Genomic DNA, 17,503 nt, shown 5'->3' on the forward strand with positions numbered 1-17,503 from the left:
CGAGTTTCTCCCACATGCCCGAAGTGCCCCAACCGCAGAGGAAATAGAACACGGGTGCAGCGGCGCAACAATTCAACCAAAAGGCTAGGAAGCCCAAGGCCGTGGGTTCAGATGAACACTCTGAGGACATCGCATCCCTCAGCCGCCGATGTTCCACTTGGCGCCAGGATGATCTAGCCGTTGCCGGAAAGCAGGCGAGCGGCAGCCGCCCTCGCCTCTTCGGTGATCGAGGCGCCGGCAAGCATGCGGGCGATTTCCTCGGTGCGCGCCTTGTCGTCCATGCGGGCGACACGGGTGGAAATCATCTCGGCCTTTTCGGTCGAAGGACCCTTGGAGATCAGAAGATGCGTTGCCGCACGGGCTGCGACCTGCGGCGCGTGGGTGACGGAGAGCACCTGCACCGTTGCCGAGAGCCGCTTCAGCCGCTGGCCGATGGCATCGGCCACCGCACCGCCGACACCGGTGTCGATTTCATCAAAGACGAGCGTCGGCGCCGAGCCGCGATCGGCAAGCGCCACCTTCAGCGCCAGCAGGAAGCGCGAAAGTTCGCCGCCGGAAGCCACCTTCATGATCGGGCCCGGCCGCGTGCCGGGGTTGGTCTGGACGTGGAACTCGACGAGGTCGATACCGTCGACCGTCGGCAGCGACGGATCGCTTTGCACCTCGACCATGAAGCGTGCCCGCTCGAGCTTCAACGCCGGCAGTTCGGCCATGACAGCGTCGGAAAGCGCGGTCGCGGTATGGCGACGCTTTTCGGAGAGCGAGCGCGCCGAAGCGTCGAACGCTACCCGCGCCACGCCGACTTGTGCATCGAGCTGCTTCAGCTTTTCCTCGCCGGCATCGAGATCGGCGAGATCGGAAATCATGCGAACGGCGAGTGCCGGCAGTTCCGTGACCGGAACCGAATATTTGCGGCTGGCGGCGCGCAGCGCGAACAGCCGCTCCTCCACCCGCTCCAGCTCCTTCGGATCGAACTCCGTGTTGCGCAACGCCCGCTCGACCGACATCTGCGCGTCCGAAAGCTGGTTGAGCGCACCGTCGAGCAACTCGACCGTTTCTTCGAGCAGGCCCGGCGCCTCCTGGCTCTTGCGCTCGAGACGGCGCACGAGCGAGGCGATCAGCGGAACCGGCGAAGCGTTGCCGTTCAGAAACTCCGAGGCCTCGTTGATGTCGCCGGCGATGCGCTCGGCCTTCATCATCCGCGCCCGGTTCTCGGCAAGCTCGTCCTCTTCGCCGTCGCGGGGGCTGAGCTTCTCCAGTTCTTCGACCGAAGACCGAAGATAGTCCGCCTCGCGCGCGGCCGCCTCGACCCGCTCGCGGTGCTTCTTCAGGCCGCGCTCGGCATCCTTCCAGGCGCGATAGAGTTCGCTCACATGCGCCGCTTCTTCGGCGGTGCCACCGAAGGCGTCGAGAAGCGTGCGGTGCGCATCGATATCGACGAGCGCGCGGTCGTCGTGCTGTCCGTGAATTTCGACCAGCGTCTGGCCAAGCTGGCGCATCAGCTGGACGCTGATCGGCTGGTCGTTGACATAGGCCTTGGTGCGGCCGTCGGCCGACTGCACGCGACGAAAGATCAGGTCGCCGTCGTCGTCGATGCCGTTTTCCCTGAGCATCAGCCGCGCCGAATGCCCCATCGGCACGTCGAAGACCGCCGTCACCTGCCCCTTGTCGGAACCGTGGCGAACGAGCGAGCCATCGCCGCGCCCGCCAAGGGCGAGCGACAGGCTGTCGAGAAGGATGGACTTGCCGGCCCCGGTTTCACCGGTCAGCACCGAGAGCCCGGCGTCGAAATTGAGATCGAGCCGTTCAATCAGGACGATATCGCGGATCGAAAGCTGGGCAAGCATCCGGGGTTATATCTTCCTTGAAGGGCGCCGATAGATATCAGGCGCCGACGAGTTTCTTGGCGGCGCGCGAAATCCAGGAGTTGCCGCTTTCACGCGGCTCAAGGCCACCCGACTGCAGCAGCTTGAAGCTATCGTTGTACCACTGGCTGTCCGGGTAGTTGTGACCGAGAACGGCGGCAGCGGTCTGCGCCTCCTGGGTCACGCCCATCGCGAAATAGGCTTCCGTCAGGCGCGCCAGCGCTTCTTCAACCTGGTTGGTGTTCGGATACTGCTCGACGACGACGCGGAAACGCGACACGGCGGCAAGGTATTCCTTGCGCTCGAGATAGTAGCGGCCGACCTGCATCTCCTTGCCGGCCAGCTGGTCGCGGGCAAAGCGGATCTTCGACTTGGCGTCGTCGACATATTCGGAGTCCGGGTAGCGGTCTACGACCGCCTGCATGGCTTCGATCGCCTTGAAGGCCGGCTTCTGGTCCTGCGTCACCGCCGGGATCTGCTTGGTATAGGCGAGACCCTGGATGTACTGCGCATAGGCCGCGTCTTCCGACTGCGGATAAAGATTGAGGTAGCGGCCGGTGGCGTTGATTGCCTCCTGGTACTGACCGTTACGGTAAGAAACGAAGGCGTTCATGACCAGCGCCTTGCGGGCATATTCCGAGAACGGATGCTGGCGGTCGAGCGCTTCGAACTTGCGCGCCGCCTCCGTCGTCTTGCCGGCATTGAGGTTGGCGAGGCCCTGATTGTAGAGCACTTCCGGCGGATCGGTTTCGGCCGTCAGCTTGGTGATGTCGATATCGGGATCGTTCTGGCAGGCGGTAATCAGGGCGCTGCCGGCAACGGCCGCGACAATGACGGCGGCGACGCGCGCTGACTTTTTCAAATCCACAGAAACTGCAAGAACCATCGGATATTCCCGTTCCATTCTGCGGGCATGGACCCCGCCAGACATGCGCTTTTAGAGCAAGTTACCTTGAGACCGCAACGTCATGATCGGTGATTCATGCAAATTTGTGGCAGCTCTATCATGAAAATGCCGGCCTTTCGGCCGGCGACTGGAGGAGATGATGACTTTTCTTGTTATGCGGACCAGGGCGCGAAGCCCGGAGCTGCCACTGCAACCATATCGCGCGCGCGGGTACGCTGGCGCGGGGTTGCCGTTTCGACGACTTCGTAGGCCGTCGGGTCGCTGAGAAGTGCCTTCAGCGCGTTGGCGTTCATCTTGTGGCCGCCGCGGTACGAGCGGTAGCAGCCGATGAACGGCGCGCCGGCGAGCGAGAGGTCGCCAACCGCATCGAGCGTCTTGTGGCGCACGAATTCGTCGGTGTAGCGCAGGCCCTCGACGTTGATCACCGTGTTGTCGTCGGAAATGACGACGGAGTTTTCGAGCGAGGAGCCGAGCGCAAAACCAGCCGCCCAGAGGCGTTCGACATCGCGCATGAAGCCGAAGGTGCGGGCACGCGACAGCTCGCGCTTGAAGACCGAAGGCGTCATGTCGCCCTTCCAGGCCTGGCGGCCGATCAGCGGGCAATCGAAATCGATCTCGACCTCGAAGCGCATGCCGTCATAGGGCGTGAACTCCGACCAGGAGGCACCCGATTCGATGCGCACCGGCTTGACGATGCGGATGTAGCGACGCTTGACCGCAAGGGCGCGAACGCCCACCTGCTCGATCGCGTCGATGAAGGGTTCGGAGCTGCCGTCCATGATCGGCATTTCGGCGCCGTGCACTTCGACCGTGAGGTTGTCGAGGCCGAGCGCGTAGATCGCCGCCATCACATGCTCGATCGTGGCGATCGAAGTCGCCGGCGACATCCCGAGAACGGTGCAGAGATCGGTGTTGCCGACCTGCGAGGAAACCGCCTTGTATTCGCTGACCCGGCCGTTGGAGAGAACGCGCTGGAAAACGATGCCCGCATCGGCTTCGGCCGGATGGAAGGTGATCGACACTTCCGCACCGGAATGAACGCCAATTCCCTTGAGCGTTACCGGGCTTGCAATCGTCGTCTGAAACCCGAGCAATTCGATTCCCATTCTCGTCACTTTCAATACCTGTGGCCAATGGCCAAAACCTGCTGGTGGACGCAACGATCTTCAGGGCACAAGAAAGATGCCCGAGAGTCCCGGCTCAACGACCGGTCCTCTGCGTTTCGAACAGACAGCGCTTGATCGAATCGCATGCGTCCCCAATTCCGAGTCTGAAAATAGGAGTTTGGAGGCACCATTCCAAATCACTGTTCGTTTCGCTTTGTTACGCATTTGCGACGGTCCGTAACATCGAATCAAACACCTGAAATAATGAACAAAATGCAAAAATGCCCGGGCAGTTGCCCGGGCATTCGGCAAGGTGAAGGAACGGGCCTTCCAATCAGTTCGATTGACGGCGCAGGAACGCCGGGATTTCGAGCTGATCATCTTCTTGCGGGCGCGCCTGCGGCGAAGCGCGACCGTGATCGTCAAGCTGGCCGCGGCGCGGCGCATAGAGGCTCGCTTCCGGCGAGAGCGGCCGGCGCTGCTGGGAAGCAGCGGTCGGGGCGGAAGCCGTCATGTCGGCGGCTGCCGGGGTCTGTTCGCGGTCACGCAGGCCGAGCGAGCTGGTGATGCGGTTGAGCAGACCCATCGGGCCGCGCTCTTCCTGCATCGGGGCAGCCGGCTGTGCGCGGCGGTCCATCTCTGCCTTTACGACCGGCGGAAAGTCTTCGACCTTCGGCATGCGAACCTGTTCCGGCTGCTGGCGCATGACCGGAGCGACGGGCTCCTGGCGCACGATCGGCTGCGGCTGGGGCTGAACCGGCTGCATCTGCGGCTGCGGCTGGCGCATGACCGGAGCGGCCTCTACCGGTGCAGCACCGGCGAAGAGCTTGCTCTGGGGACGAAAGCTGTCGTCGTGCATCGCCTGCTGAACCGGGGCCTGGGCCTGCACCTGGGCAGCCCGGGTCGCGATGTCGAGCTCGCGCTCCATTTCGGCTTCGCGGATGGCGGCTGCGATCTGGTCGGCGGTTGCCTGCTGCTGCATCGGCTGCTGAACCGGCTGGGCGACCGGCTGCTGCATCACCGGCTGGTGAACCGGGGCCGGCTGGTGCTGGGCAACCGGCTGCGGCTGCTGGGCCGGAACGGCGGCGGACGGGCGGACGACCGGCTTTGCTGCTACCGGACGAAAGTCGGCGGAACGACCCGCCACCTCCGCGGCCGTGCGGTCGATGCCGGTGGCAACGACCGAGACGCGGATGAGGCCTTCGAGGTCTTCGTCGAACGTCGCGCCGAGGATGATGTTGGCATCCGGGTCGACTTCTTCGCGAATACGGGTAGCCGCTTCGTCGAGTTCGAACAGGGTGAGGTCGCGGCCGCCGGTGATCGAGATCAGGAGGCCCTGGGCGCCCTTCATCGAGGTTTCGTCGAGCAGCGGGTTGGCGATCGCGGCTTCGGCGGCGGCCAGTGCGCGGCCTTCGCCCGAAGCTTCGCCGGTGCCCATCATGGCGCGGCCCATTTCGCGCATCACCGAGCGGACGTCGGCGAAGTCGAGGTTGATGAGGCCTTCCTTGACCATGAGGTCGGTGATGCAGGCAACGCCCGAATAGAGAACCTGGTCGGCCATAGCAAACGCGTCCGCAAAGGTCGTGCGGTCGTTGGCGATGCGGAAGAGGTTCTGGTTCGGGATGACGATCAGGGTGTCGACCGACTTCTGCAGTTCGGCGATGCCCTGGTCGGCGAGCCGCATGCGGCGCGCGCCTTCGAAATGGAACGGCTTGGTGACGACGCCGACCGTCAGGATGCCCTTGTTGCGGGCGGCCTGTGCGACGATCGGGGCTGCACCGGTGCCGGTGCCGCCGCCCATGCCGGCGGTGACGAAGCACATGTGGGTGCCGTTGAGGTGATCGATGATCTCATCGATGCACTCTTCGGCGGCCGCGCGGCCGACTTCCGGCTGCGAACCGGCGCCGAGACCTTCGGTGACGGCGACGCCCATCTGGATGATGCGCTCGGCCTTGGTCATGGTGAGTGCCTGGGCATCCGTGTTGGCGACGACGAAATCGACGCCCTGGAGGCCTGCGGTGATCATGTTGTTGACAGCATTGCCGCCGCCGCCACCTACACCAAAGACGGTGATGCGGGGCTTCAGCTCCGTGATATCCGGCTTCTGCAAGTTGATAGTCATAGTCCCGTTCCTTCTGGTTTCTGGCCGCCTTGCCGAGCCGGCCAAATCTTTCAAAGTCCTAGTTTGTCTTCACCCGGCCCCGTCCCTGTCGGAGCCGGCCGTCACTCAAAAGCTCTCTTTCAGCCACTGGCCCATGCGGGCGATGCGGCCGTTGCCGGCGCCGAGCGCCGAGAACATGCCGCCGTGGGAGGCATGGGTCTCGAGGTCGGCGACCTGCGGATAGATCATCAGGCCGACCGCCGTGGAGAAGGCCGGGCCCTTGGCAGCGGCCGGCAGCCCGGAAACTCCGAGCGGACGGCCAATGCGAACATTGCGGGCGAGGATGCGGCGAGCCGCTTCCGGCAGGCCGGTCAGCTGGCTGGCGCCGCCCGTCAGAACGATTCGCTTGCCGACGATCGGGCTGAAGCCCGAGCGCTGGATGCGATCGCGGATGAGTTCCAGCGTCTCTTCGATGCGGGCGCGCACGATGCGCGACACAAGTGCGCGCGGCACATGCGTCGGCTGATCGCGGTCGTCCTCGCCGATCGGCGGCACCGATACGATGTCGCGTTCGTCGGCGCTGTTGGGCAGAGCCGACCCGTGCACGACCTTCAGCCGTTCGGCATCCTCGATGCGGGTCGAAAGACCGCGCGCCAGATCCGTCGTCACGTGATGGCCGCCGAGGCTGACAGCGTCAGCGTGAACCAGCTTGCCTTCGGCAAAGACCGAGATCGTCGTCGTGCCGCCACCCATGTCGATCGCCGCACAGCCGAGCTCAACCTCGTCGTCGACGAGAGCGGCAAGACCGCTGGCATAGGGGGTCGCCACCATGCCCTCGACCGAAAGGTGGGCGCGATTGACGCAGAGTTCGAGGTTCTTGAGCGCTGCCCGTTCGGCCGTCAGCACATGCATGTCGACGCCGAGAACGTCGCCGAACATGGCGAGCGGATCGCGGATGCCGCGCTCGCCGTCGAGCGAGAAGCCCGTCGGCAGCGAGTGCAGGATGGCGCGGTCGGAGCGCAGCGACTGCTGGCCGGCGGCGGAGAGAACCTTGCGCAGATCATTGGCGTCGACTTCCTGGCCGCCGAGATCGATCGTCGCGGTATAGACGTCGCTCTGCAGCCGGCCGGCCGAAACGTTGACAATCAGGCTGTCTATGGTGAGGCCGGCCATGCGCTCGGCCGCATCGACGGCGAGCCGGACGACGCTCTCGACCGCATCGAGGTCGGCGACGACGCCGTTCTTGACGCCGCGGGACTTCTGGTGGCCGATGCCGATGATTTCGACGCTATGCGTACGGTTGGGCAGGATCTGGCTTTCGGCGCGCGGCGTCAGCCGGCCGATCATGCAGACCACCTTGGTCGAACCGATATCCAGCACCGAGACGACATGAGACCGCTTCGAGGAAAGCGGCTTCAGGCGCGGCAGGCCAAAGCTGGAGGAACCGAATAGACTCATATGCGGCCTTCTTTCTTCTTTTCGGTCTCCTGCGCCTTCAGCATCTTGTCCCTCGCCTTCAAGGCAACTTCGCGCCGGGTCACTGCGTCCGGCGTCAACTGAACTGTTGTTCTGTCTTCGAGCCTCAGATCCACGGCAGCGATATCGCGCTCGAGGAGCTGGTGCTGGCTTTCCATGTCGGAGAGCACCTTCATCGCCCGGGCGACGTCGTGCTCCGGCAGCTTGACGACGATGCCGTTGTCGAGGCGCAGGTCCCAGCGGCGGCCGGCCACGCGCACGAAGGCCTTCACGCGCGAGCGGATCTCCGGCCAGCGGGAGAACTCGTCGTAGAAATCGGCAGCCGCCGTTTCGGCGTCACGGCCGACGAAGAGCGGCAGAGCGGCAAACTTGTTGTCGCGCAAGGGCGCGATCACGCTGCCGCTGCGCTCGATCAGCGAAAGGTCCGATCCGTGCTGCCAGATGCCGAAGGCCTTGCGCTCGGTGAGGCTAACCTCGATCGTGCCGGGATAGATCTTGCGAACGGTGACGCCCTGCACCCAGGGCATTTCCGCAATCAGCTTGCGCGCTTCGGCGATATCGAGCGCCACCAGCGACGTCGTGCCGTCGAGGCCGAGCTGCTGGAGAATGTCGATTTCCGAGGTCTGGTCGTTGCCGGAAACCTTGACGTCTTCGATCGCGAAGCCTGCGGCCGTGGTCGAGGCCTGCGCGAAATTCTGCGTATGGCCGCCGAGCGACATGCCGTAAAAGCCGGTGGCGGCGAAAAAGGCGATCGCCGACAGCGTGCCGGTATAGGCGGGAAAGCGGATGCGGCCAGCGCCGAGGCTGACGAAGAAGCGCACGACGCGACGAAGCGGACGCGGCAGTACGCGCGCGCCATCCACATCGACGGCGGCGGCGCCATCGAGGTGACGAACCCTCTTGCCCCTTTTGCCCCTCAACGCAAACACGACGCGTCCTCCACCATCCAACTCAAAAACTCACCGAAGCTGTAGCCGGCATGCGCGGCCATCTCGGGCACCAGGGAGGTCGGTGTCATGCCGGGCTGGGTGTTGATCTCCAGCCAGATCAGCTCGCCCTCGGCGGAGGAACTGTCATCGAAACGAAAGTCGGATCGGCTGACGCCCCGGCAACCGATTGCCTGATGCGCCTTCAGAGCGAGTGTTTGTATTTTTTGGTAAATATTTGGTGAAATCTGTGCCGGAATGACGTGACGCGAACCACCTTTTACGTATTTGGAATCATAATCGTAGAAGGCATGGCCCTGCGGGATGATTTCGGTGACGCCGAGCGCCTTGTCGCCCATGACACCACAGGTCAGTTCGCGGCCGGCGACATAACGCTCGACCATGATTCGGTCGCCGTAACGCCATTCGCTCGACGTCACCACCTGCGGCGGATGCGACTGATCTTCCTGGACGATGACGACACCGAAGCTGGAGCCTTCGGAAACCGGCTTGACCACGTAAGGCGGCTTCATCGGGTGCTTCGGACCAAAGGCATGGCGATCCATGACCTGCGCATCGGCAACTGGAATACCCGAAGCAGCCGCAACGTGCTTGGCCTGCGCCTTGTCCATGGCGAGCGCCGAGGCAAGTACGCCGGAATGGGTGTAGGGGATCTCAAGATATTCGAGGATGCCCTGGATCGTGCCGTCCTCGCCGAACGGTCCATGAAGGGCGTTGAAGGCAACGTCGGGTCGCAGCGCGGCCAGCGTCTCTGCGACATTGCGATCGACGTCGATCCGGGTGACGCGATAGCCGGCAGCCTCCAGGGCATCCGCACAGGCAGCCCCGGACGACAGGCTAACCGGTCGCTCCGAAGAAAATCCGCCCATCAGGACAGCCACATGCTTGCCGTTCATTCAAACCCCCAGACAATACGCCACTATCGCAAGGCTTCCTTGCGTCTGGCTGGCTCCCGCCCTCGCGAGTCAGCTGCGCCATTGGGGTCACTAGAACGTCATTAAGGTTAACGAACCGTTTACTTTCGTTAACCCCGGTCAGGAAATGAAACGCCGGTTGCAGGCGCAAGCGCATGTGGAACAAGGCATTTTAGCGAGAGATCAAAGGGTTGCGGAGTAATCTTGAATCTAATGCATAAACAGAAGAAAAAATGAAAAAACCCGCCGCAGCCAGGGCGGCGGGTCTATGCCTGACGGCATCCGAATTGGATCAGTCGTCATCACCGACGATCTTCCAGACGATGCCGGCGATCGCCGCGCCGACGATCGGCGCCACCCAGAACAGCCACAATTGCGCGACCGCCCAATCGCCGACGAAGAGCGCCTGCCCCGTCGAGCGGGCCGGATTGACCGACGTGTTCGTCACCGGAATCGAGACCAGATGGATCAGTGTCAGCGCCAGGCCGATGGCGATCGGCGCAAAGCCCGCGGGCACTCGGCCATGGGTGGAGCCGAGAATGATGAACAGGAAGAAGGCGGTCAGCACCACCTCGGCAACCAGCGCCGCCGTCAGCGAGTAGCCGCCCGGCGAATGCGCGCCGTAACCGTTGGCAGCGAAGCCACCGAGCTGGAAATCCCCCTTGCCGCTGGCGATCAGATAGATAACCGCCGCCGCGGCGATGGCACCCAGCACCTGGGCGATGACATAGCCGACAAGTTTGTGCGCCGGGAACTTGCCCGCAACCAGCAACCCCACCGAGACGGCCGGATTGAAATGCCCGCCGGAAATGCCGCCGACCGCATAGGCCATGGTCAGCACCGTCAGGCCAAAAGCAAAGGAGACGCCGAGATAGCCAATACCGACCTCAGGCAGGGCAGCCGCCAGCACGGCGCTGCCGCAACCGCCGAAAACGAGCCAGAATGTACCGAGAAATTCCGCAGAAAGCCTTTTGAACATGCATTCGCTCCTGAAAAACGAAGCCGATCGCTTCGCCGTCGAGAGTTTGCCACAATTTGATTCTCGTCAATCCGGGTTGTCCCGCCAAGCGAAGCTCCCGCAAAACGTGAAAATCTGCCTACGGCAAAGCAGTTGAGGCGCAAGCGAAAAGGCCGTCCCGCGCCGCGGCCCCAGAGCGGAGCGCCGACAGAATAATGATGCGCATGACGTCGATATCGTTCGCACTTCTTACGATATCAGGGTTTCGTCATGTCGAAACTTGCGTTAAGACGCCCGCACCCGCCTCCCAAGACGGTCTTACATCCATAGGAACAATGATAGTGACAGACGCGACAACCTCCCTGTCGCCGAAGGACAATGCGTCAAAGCACGCGGCAGTGAACTCCCCTGCCCGGGTGCTGTTCGCAAGCCTCGTCGGCACGACCATCGAATTCTTCGACTTCTACGTTTACGCCACCGCCGCCGTTCTGGTGTTCCCGCACCTGTTCTTCCCGGGCTCGGACCCGACCTCGGCAATGCTGCAATCCTTCGCGACCTTCTCGATCGCTTTTTTCGCCCGCCCCTTCGGCGCCGTGATCTTCGGCCATTTCGGCGACAAGGTCGGCCGCAAGGCGACGCTGGTGGCGGCGCTGATGACCATGGGCATCTCCACGGTCGTCATCGGCCTTCTGCCGACCTATGCCACGATCGGCGTCGCAGCTCCGCTGCTGCTCGCGCTTTGCCGTTTCGGCCAGGGTCTCGGCCTTGGCGGTGAATGGGGCGGCGCAGTGCTGCTTGCCACCGAGAATGCGCCTGAGGGCAAGCGCAGCTGGTACGCCATGTTCCCGCAGCTCGGCGCGCCGATCGGCTTCATCCTGTCGGCCGGCACCTTCCTGATCCTCGGCGAAGTGATGAGCAACGAAGCCTTCCTCGCCTGGGGCTGGCGCGTGCCGTTCATCGCCAGCATCCTGCTCGTCGCCGTCGGCCTTTATGTCCGCCTGAAGATCACCGAAACGCCAGAGTTCCAGAAGGCCGTCGACAAGCACGAGCGCGTGCAGGTGCCGATCGCCGAGATCTTCCGTTTCCACAAGCGCAGCCTGGTGCTCGGCACTTTCGTGGCGCTTGCGACCTTCGTGCTGTTCTACCTGATGACCGTCTTCTCGCTCTCCTGGGGCACGGCGAAGCTCGGCTATTCGCGTGAGCAGTTCCTGGTCGTGCAGATGACCGGCGTCGTCTTCTTCGGCCTGATGATCCCGGTTGCCGGTATCCTCTCGGACCGCTACGGCCGTCGCCTGATCTTGATCATCACCACCATCGGCATCGGCGTCTTCGGCCTGTTCATGGCCCCGCTTCTTGCCGGCGGCCTTGGCGGCGCCTTCCTGTTCTCGATCATCGGCCTCGGCCTCATGGGCCTCACCTACGGCCCGATCGGCGCAGCGCTGGCAGCCCCCTTCCCGACCTCGGTGCGCTACACCGGCGCGTCCATGACCTTCAACCTCGCCGGCATCTTCGGCGCGTCGCTGGCGCCGTACATCGCCACCTGGCTCGCCACCAACTACAGCCTCGATTACGTCGGCTACTACCTGCTGGCCGCCGCCGCCATCACGCTTCTGTGCCTGGTGCTGTCGACGGAAGACGAGGTTTCGGCCTGATCACGACTGGCCCCGCCTAGCGCGGCCGATCACAACCAAGAAGGGCCGCAGCGGCAACGCTGCGGCCCTTTCGTTTGGCGCCCTCTGTTCGCGAAGCCTCCGAAGCCAATCCGATGACGATCGCAGCACGCGGCGGGCCAGCGCCAGCAAAGCGCTGGCTGCTCGACTCACTGCTGCTCCATGAGGTCCGGATCGTCGGCGCAGTCGCCGGTCATGGCGCAGCTAGAGCCGACCTGCCGCGTGGACTTGGGAAGACGCGCAATCAACTCGCAGCGATGCATCGATTCCGCGAAAATATTGTCGACCTCCGTGCCGTCGATCATGACAACGCCGTTTCGGATGGCTGGGTGAGTGCCGTTCGCGATCTTCATCGCGACGATGCGGATGGCAGCGTTGGCGTAGTGGCATGGCCCCATTGAGAGTGCGATCTGCTGCCAACCGGGCGTCGCGTTCGCTTGCTCCGGCTGCTCATAGAACTTTGCCAGAATGTCGAGGAAATCGCCGTCTTTCATCCGGATCTGTTCGGCCAGCTTCGCAAGCTCGATCTGGTCGCCTGATTTTACGAGATCGGCAACCCTGGCTTCGAGACGCTGGGCGTCAGCACCGTCACCGAGCGAGGCGACGGCAGCTTGCAGACGCACCTCATCCATAGCCTTGACGGGCGCAAAGAACGCAAGATTGGCCAATAGGGCTGAAACGGCGAGCAACCTCGCATACGACAGTCTTTGCAAGCAACGCACTCGAGCTTTCTCCTCGACCGTGATTGAGTAGGGACCCCGGCATTCTGCAAAGGCGCTGGCAGCCGCTTGCCGCCCGCCGGAAAAACAAGAGGCCGCAGCGCTTCCGCCACGGCCTTTCAGATCACGTCTCGCAACCGAGCCTTACGCGATGCCGCGGCCGAGGAACTCCTTGATCTCGTAGCCCGGCATGAAGTTGCCGATGCGCTTGATCTCCCATTCGAGCCGGACGCCGGAATGTTCGAGCACGCGCTGGCGCACGGTTTCACCGAGATATTCGAGCTCGTAGCCGGTCGCCTGGCCGGTGTTGATCATGAAGTTGCAGTGCAGCGGCGACATCTGCGCGCTGCCGATCATCATGCCGCGGCAGCCAGCCTCGTCGATCAGCTTCCAGGCCGAGTGGCCCTCCGGGTTCTTGAAGGTCGAGCCACCGGTCTTTTCGCGGATCGGCTGCACCGTTTCGCGATGCTGGCGCACGGCATCCATGTCGGTGCGGATCTTGTTCTTGTCCTCGGCGTAGCCTTCGAACACCGCGTGGGTGAAGATGAGGTCCTTCGCCGCCGCCGAATGGCGGTAGGCATAGCCCATGTCGGCATTCGACAGCACATGCTGGTTGCCCTGACGGTCGACCGCGTGCACCTCGACGACCCGTTCGCGGGTCTCGGCACCATTGGCGCCGGCGTTCATGCGCAGCGCGCCGCCGAGCGAGCCGGGAATGCCGTAGTAGAAGTAGAAGCCGCCAATGCCGTGATCGAGCGCCATGGCGGCGATGTTCTTGTCCGGGCAGATCGCGCCGGCCTTGATGCGGTTTTCGCCGACCAGTTCCAGATCGCCAAAACCCTTGGCCGACAGCCGGATGACGACACCGGGAATGCCGCCGTCGCGCACCAGCAGGTTCGAGCCGACGCCGACAACCGTGACCGGCACTTCAGCCGGGACCAGCTTCAGGAAGGTGATGAGATCGTCGGTGTCGTGCGGCTGGAACATCAACTCGGCAAGACCGCCGGCGCGGAACCAGGTGACACGATCCATCGGCGCATCCGGCGTGATACGGCCGCGCACAGCGCTTACGCCGCTTCCGAGCGATTCCAGTAGTTTCTGACCGTTGACCTGTTTCATGCTCAATTTCCTGAAATATCCGCGAGTTCCTTAGGCAGGGCAGCCGCCCAGTAGGTGATGCTGCCAGCCCCCAAGAGAACCACAAAATCGCCGGGCTGTGCAATCTTGCTGACAACCGGCGCGATTGCCTCCGGACCGGAGACGTAACGGGCGTCGCGATGGCCACCCGCCTTGATGCGATCGACCAGTTCCTCGGCCGTTGCGCCCGGAATGAGGTCTTCGCCGGCCGCATAGACAGGCGCGATCAGGATCGTGTCGGCATCGTTGAAGCAGGCCGAGAAATCTTCAAACAGGCTCGAAAGGCGCGAGTAGCGGTGCGGCTGGTGCACGGCGATGATTCGGCCCTGGCAGGCCTCGCGTGCGGCGCGCAACACCGCCTTGATCTCGACCGGATGGTGGCCGTAGTCGTCATAGACGCGCACGCCGTTCGTCTCGCCGGTCAGCGTGAAACGGCGCTTGACGCCGCTGAAGGAGGCAAGCCCCTTGGCGATCGCTTCCGGGCTGACGCCGAGGCGCTGCGCAACGGCGATCGCCGCGGTCGCATTGGACACGTTGTGGCGGCCGGGCATCGGCAGGCGCAGGTCCTTCATCGGGATCACCTGGCCGGTGCGCCGGCGGCGGATCTCGATGTCGAAGACGGAGGTGGCGCCGTCCATGCGGATGTTGTGGAAGCGCACGTCGGCCTGCGGGTTCTCGCCGTAGGTCACGACCTTGCGGTCCTCGATCTTGCCGACCATGGTCTGCACTTCCGGATGGTCGAGGCAGAGCACGCCGAAACCGTAGAAGGGCACGTTCTCGACGAACTGGCGGAACGCGGCGCGCACGGCATCGAAATTGCCGTAGTGGTCGAGATGTTCCGGGTCGATATTGGTGACGATGGCAACATCGGCCGGCAGCTTCAGGAAGGTGCCGTCGGATTCGTCGGCCTCAACCACCATCCACTCGCCCTCGCCCATGCGGGCGTTGGTGCCATAGGCATTGATGATGCCGCCGTTGATGACGGTCGGGTCGAGCCCGCCGGCCTCGAGCAGCGCTGCGACCATCGAGGTCGTGGTCGTCTTGCCATGCGTGCCGCCGATCGCGATCGCATTGCGGAAGCGCATGAGCTCGGCCAGCATCTCGGCGCGGCGCACGACGGGAAGGAACTTCTCGCGCGCGGCGATCAGTTCCGGATTGTTCTTCTTGATCGCGGTCGAAACGACGATCACCTCGGCTTCGCCGAGGTTTTCCGCCTTGTGGCCGACGAAGACCTCGATGCCCTTGGCGCGCAGGCGCTGCACATTGGCACTGTCGGACTGGTCGGAACCCTGGACCTTGTGTCCGAGATTGTGCAGCACCTCGGCGATGCCGCTCATGCCGATGCCGCCGATACCGATGAAATGGACCAGCCCGATGGTTTTCGGCATTTTCATGAGCGTGTTTCCCTGAATTTCTCGACTGTCAAACCGCTGGCAATAGCCTCTACGAGGGATGCAAGCAAGCTTGCTGCGTCTGGCTTGCCGGTTTCCCGGGCATTTGCCGCCATCTCCGCGAGCGATTGCGGCTTGCCGATCGCATCATTGAGGATGCCGGCGAGACGGTCGGCGGTGAGTTCGGCCTGCGCGATCACGCGTGCGCCACCCTTGGCGGCAAGGGCGGCCGCATTGGCCGCCTGGTCGTGATCGAGCGCATAGGGATAGGGCACGAGGATCGCCGGCCGGCCGATGACCGCAAGCTCCGATACCGTCGAGGCGCCGGAGCGGCAAATGACGAGCTGAGCGCCGGCGATGCGCTCGGCCATATCGGTGAAGAACGGCGAGACCTCGGCGGGCACACCGAGCTTCTCATAGGTGGCGATCACGCCGTCCCTGTCTTCAGGCCGGGCCTGCTGCGTGACCTTGAATCGCTGGCGAACCTCGTCGTCCAGACGGCAGATCGCCTGCGGTACTGCCTTGGAAAAATACTGTGCGCCCTGGCTGCCGCCGAAGACGACGAGATGGAATGGCGCGTCGCCGACAGCCGACACATAGGGCGTGTTGGCGGCGGCTAGCACCGCCGGGCGAACGGGGTTGCCCGTCGTCACGGTTTTCGCGGCAAAGGCGCCCGTGCCCTCCGGAAGAAAGCCACCGGCGATCGCCTTGACGCGCGAGGCCAGCGCCTTGTTGGCGCGGCCCATGACGGCGTTCTGCTCGTGGATGATCGACGGCACACCCATGCCGGTTGCCGCCAAGAGCGGCGGCACGGTCGGGTAGCCACCGAAGCCGACGACGGCCTTGGGCTTCAGCCGGGCAATCAGCTTTCGCGCCGCGCGCATGCCGCTCCACAGCGTCCAGAGCGATTTGACGACGCTGACCGGGTTCTTCGAGCCGATTGTCGCCGAAGGCACGACATGAACCTCGTCGGCGGGGAACTTGCCGGCATAACGTTCGGCGCGGCTATCGGTGACCAGATGCACCGAATAGCCCATGGCCTTCAGCTCGTGGGCCAGCGCTTCTGCCGGAAAGAGATGGCCGCCGGTACCGCCGGCGGCAAGCAGGATGATGCCTTTAGTCATATTTTACTCCGCCGGCACGCCAATGCCGGACCGAAACAGGCTGCGCTCCACGGCGCGCTTCTCCGGGCGGTGACGGGTCAAGGCCAGGATGAAGCCGGCAGTGACGCAGATCGCCACCATGGACGAGCCACCATAGGAGATCAGCGGCAGGGTCATGCCCTTGGCCGGAAGCAGTTCGAGGTTCACGCCGATGTTGATCATCGACTGGATGCCGATCTGAAGCACCAAGCCGGCAACGGCGAACCGGTTGAAGTCGTTGCGTTCGCGGAAGGCATGGTTGAGGCCGCGCATCACCAGGAAGGCGAAGATCAGCACGATGACCATGCAGAAGACGATGCCGAATTCCTCGGCGGCAACGGAAAAGACGAAGTCGGTATGGCTGTCCGGGATGATGCGCTTGACGATGCCTTCGCCCGGGCCCCGGCCGAACCAGTCGCCGCGGATGATCGCCTCGCGGGCGGTATCCATCTGGAAGGTGTCGCCTTCGCCCGTCAGGAACTTGTCGATACGCGCGGCCACGTGCGGCAGCAACGTATAGGCGACGAAGAAGCCGCCGAGGGCCGCACCGCCAAGCAGGATGATCCAGAGCCAGGGCATGCCGGCCATGAAGAACATGCCGCCCCAGACGGCGGTGGTCAGGATCGTCTGGCCGAGGTCGGGCTGGGCGACAAGCAGGGCCGCGACGATGCCGAAGAGCAGGATGGCAAAGAGATTACCGGGGATTTCCGGCTGGCGCGCATGTTCGGAAAACAGCCAGGCACAGACGACGACGAAGGCCGGTTTCATGAACTCCGACGGCTGGATCGAAATCCCACCGAGCGAAATCCAGCGCATCGAGCCCTTCACCTCTTCGCCGATGAAGAGCACCAGCACCATCATGCCGAGCGAACCGGCAAGAAGCAGAATCGCCGCGCGCCGGACCTGGCGCGGCGAGAGGAAGGAAATCCCCACCATCACCACCAGCGACGGCAGAAGGAAGAGTGCGTGGCGCCGGACGAAGTGGAAGCTGTCGAGGCCGATGCGCTCGGCGACGGCAGGGCTTGCGGCGAAGGACAGCATGAAGCCGACGCCCATCAACAGGATGAAGGTCGCCAGAAAGAACCTGTCGATCGTCCAGAACCAGTCGGCCACGGGGCCACGTTCGGCTCGGCTTACCATCTTGTCAGTCCCCTTCTCCGGCGCCCACCG

14 protein-coding genes are annotated in these 17,503 nt (G+C 63.7%); 1 reads left to right on the top strand and 13 read right to left on the bottom strand.

From position 1 onward, the window contains the following. Positions 1–173 precede the first annotated feature (173 nt). The 8 genes from recN to aqpZ form a co-directional block, all read right to left on the bottom strand. A complete protein-coding gene (gene recN / locus AC3WVQ_RS11370) occupies positions 174–1,847 on the bottom strand; it encodes a DNA repair protein RecN (protein WP_060515935.1) in 1,674 nt (557 codons plus the stop codon). Between the two features lie 37 nt (positions 1,848–1,884). Further along, positions 1,885–2,751 carry an outer membrane protein assembly factor BamD gene (locus tag AC3WVQ_RS11375; RefSeq protein WP_034792504.1) on the bottom strand — a complete coding sequence of 289 codons (867 nt, stop codon included), beginning with the start codon at positions 2,749–2,751 and terminating at the stop codon, positions 1,885–1,887. 173 nt (positions 2,752–2,924) lie between these two features. Then, positions 2,925–3,878, bottom strand: a complete 954-nt coding sequence (gene lpxC / locus AC3WVQ_RS11380; RefSeq protein WP_034792502.1) for a UDP-3-O-acyl-N-acetylglucosamine deacetylase — start codon at positions 3,876–3,878, stop codon at positions 2,925–2,927. A 334-nt stretch (positions 3,879–4,212) separates the two neighbouring features. Then, complete coding sequence (gene ftsZ, locus AC3WVQ_RS11385; protein WP_492382727.1) at positions 4,213–6,000, bottom strand: cell division protein FtsZ; 1,788 nt, start codon at positions 5,998–6,000, stop codon at positions 4,213–4,215. 105 nt (positions 6,001–6,105) lie between these two features. After that, the gene (ftsA, locus tag AC3WVQ_RS11390) at positions 6,106–7,437 is read right to left on the bottom strand and encodes a cell division protein FtsA (RefSeq protein ID WP_034792498.1); all 1,332 of its coding nucleotides are present in this window, start codon (positions 7,435–7,437) and stop codon (positions 6,106–6,108) included. Next, positions 7,434–8,384: a cell division protein FtsQ gene (gene ftsQ / locus AC3WVQ_RS11395; RefSeq protein WP_060605507.1), complete on the bottom strand. Its 951-nt coding sequence runs from the start codon at positions 8,382–8,384 to the stop codon at positions 7,434–7,436. The genes ftsA and ftsQ overlap by 4 nt, the downstream gene beginning before the upstream one ends. Beyond that, on the bottom strand, positions 8,372–9,298 hold the full coding sequence (locus tag AC3WVQ_RS11400) for a D-alanine--D-alanine ligase (RefSeq protein ID WP_090294311.1): 927 nt from the start codon (positions 9,296–9,298) through the stop codon (positions 8,372–8,374). The genes ftsQ and AC3WVQ_RS11400 overlap by 13 nt, the downstream gene beginning before the upstream one ends. A gap of 310 nt (positions 9,299–9,608) precedes the next feature. Next, positions 9,609–10,295 (bottom strand): aquaporin Z, encoded by a 687-nt coding sequence (gene aqpZ / locus AC3WVQ_RS11405; protein WP_034792491.1) that lies wholly within the window; start codon positions 10,293–10,295, stop codon positions 9,609–9,611. A gap of 320 nt (positions 10,296–10,615) precedes the next feature. Between aqpZ and AC3WVQ_RS11410 the strand changes: the two genes are divergently transcribed. Next, positions 10,616–11,926, top strand: coding sequence for an MFS transporter (locus AC3WVQ_RS11410; RefSeq protein ID WP_060515931.1), 1,311 nt, complete (start codon positions 10,616–10,618; stop codon positions 11,924–11,926). Positions 11,927–12,093: 167 nt separating this feature from the next. On the opposite strand, the gene AC3WVQ_RS11415 is transcribed toward AC3WVQ_RS11410, so the two are convergent. The 5 genes from AC3WVQ_RS11415 to ftsW form a co-directional block, all read right to left on the bottom strand. Next, on the bottom strand, positions 12,094–12,657 hold the full coding sequence (locus AC3WVQ_RS11415; protein WP_134887991.1) for a hypothetical protein: 564 nt from the start codon (positions 12,655–12,657) through the stop codon (positions 12,094–12,096). A gap of 150 nt (positions 12,658–12,807) precedes the next feature. Continuing rightward, on the bottom strand, positions 12,808–13,782 hold the full coding sequence (murB, locus tag AC3WVQ_RS11420) for a UDP-N-acetylmuramate dehydrogenase (protein WP_090294313.1): 975 nt from the start codon (positions 13,780–13,782) through the stop codon (positions 12,808–12,810). A 2-nt stretch (positions 13,783–13,784) separates the two neighbouring features. Next, a complete protein-coding gene (gene murC / locus AC3WVQ_RS11425) occupies positions 13,785–15,194 on the bottom strand; it encodes a UDP-N-acetylmuramate--L-alanine ligase (protein WP_090294314.1) in 1,410 nt (469 codons plus the stop codon). Further along, the gene (gene murG / locus AC3WVQ_RS11430) at positions 15,191–16,315 is read right to left on the bottom strand and encodes an undecaprenyldiphospho-muramoylpentapeptide beta-N-acetylglucosaminyltransferase (protein WP_089043442.1); all 1,125 of its coding nucleotides are present in this window, start codon (positions 16,313–16,315) and stop codon (positions 15,191–15,193) included. Before murG ends, murC begins: the two co-directional genes overlap by 4 nt. A gap of 3 nt (positions 16,316–16,318) precedes the next feature. Then, positions 16,319–17,473, bottom strand: coding sequence for a putative lipid II flippase FtsW (gene ftsW / locus AC3WVQ_RS11435; RefSeq protein ID WP_034792447.1), 1,155 nt, complete (start codon positions 17,471–17,473; stop codon positions 16,319–16,321). Between the last annotated feature and the right edge of the window lie 30 nt (positions 17,474–17,503).

This window comes from Ensifer sp. EB106-05-01-XG146, assembly GCF_058791875.1.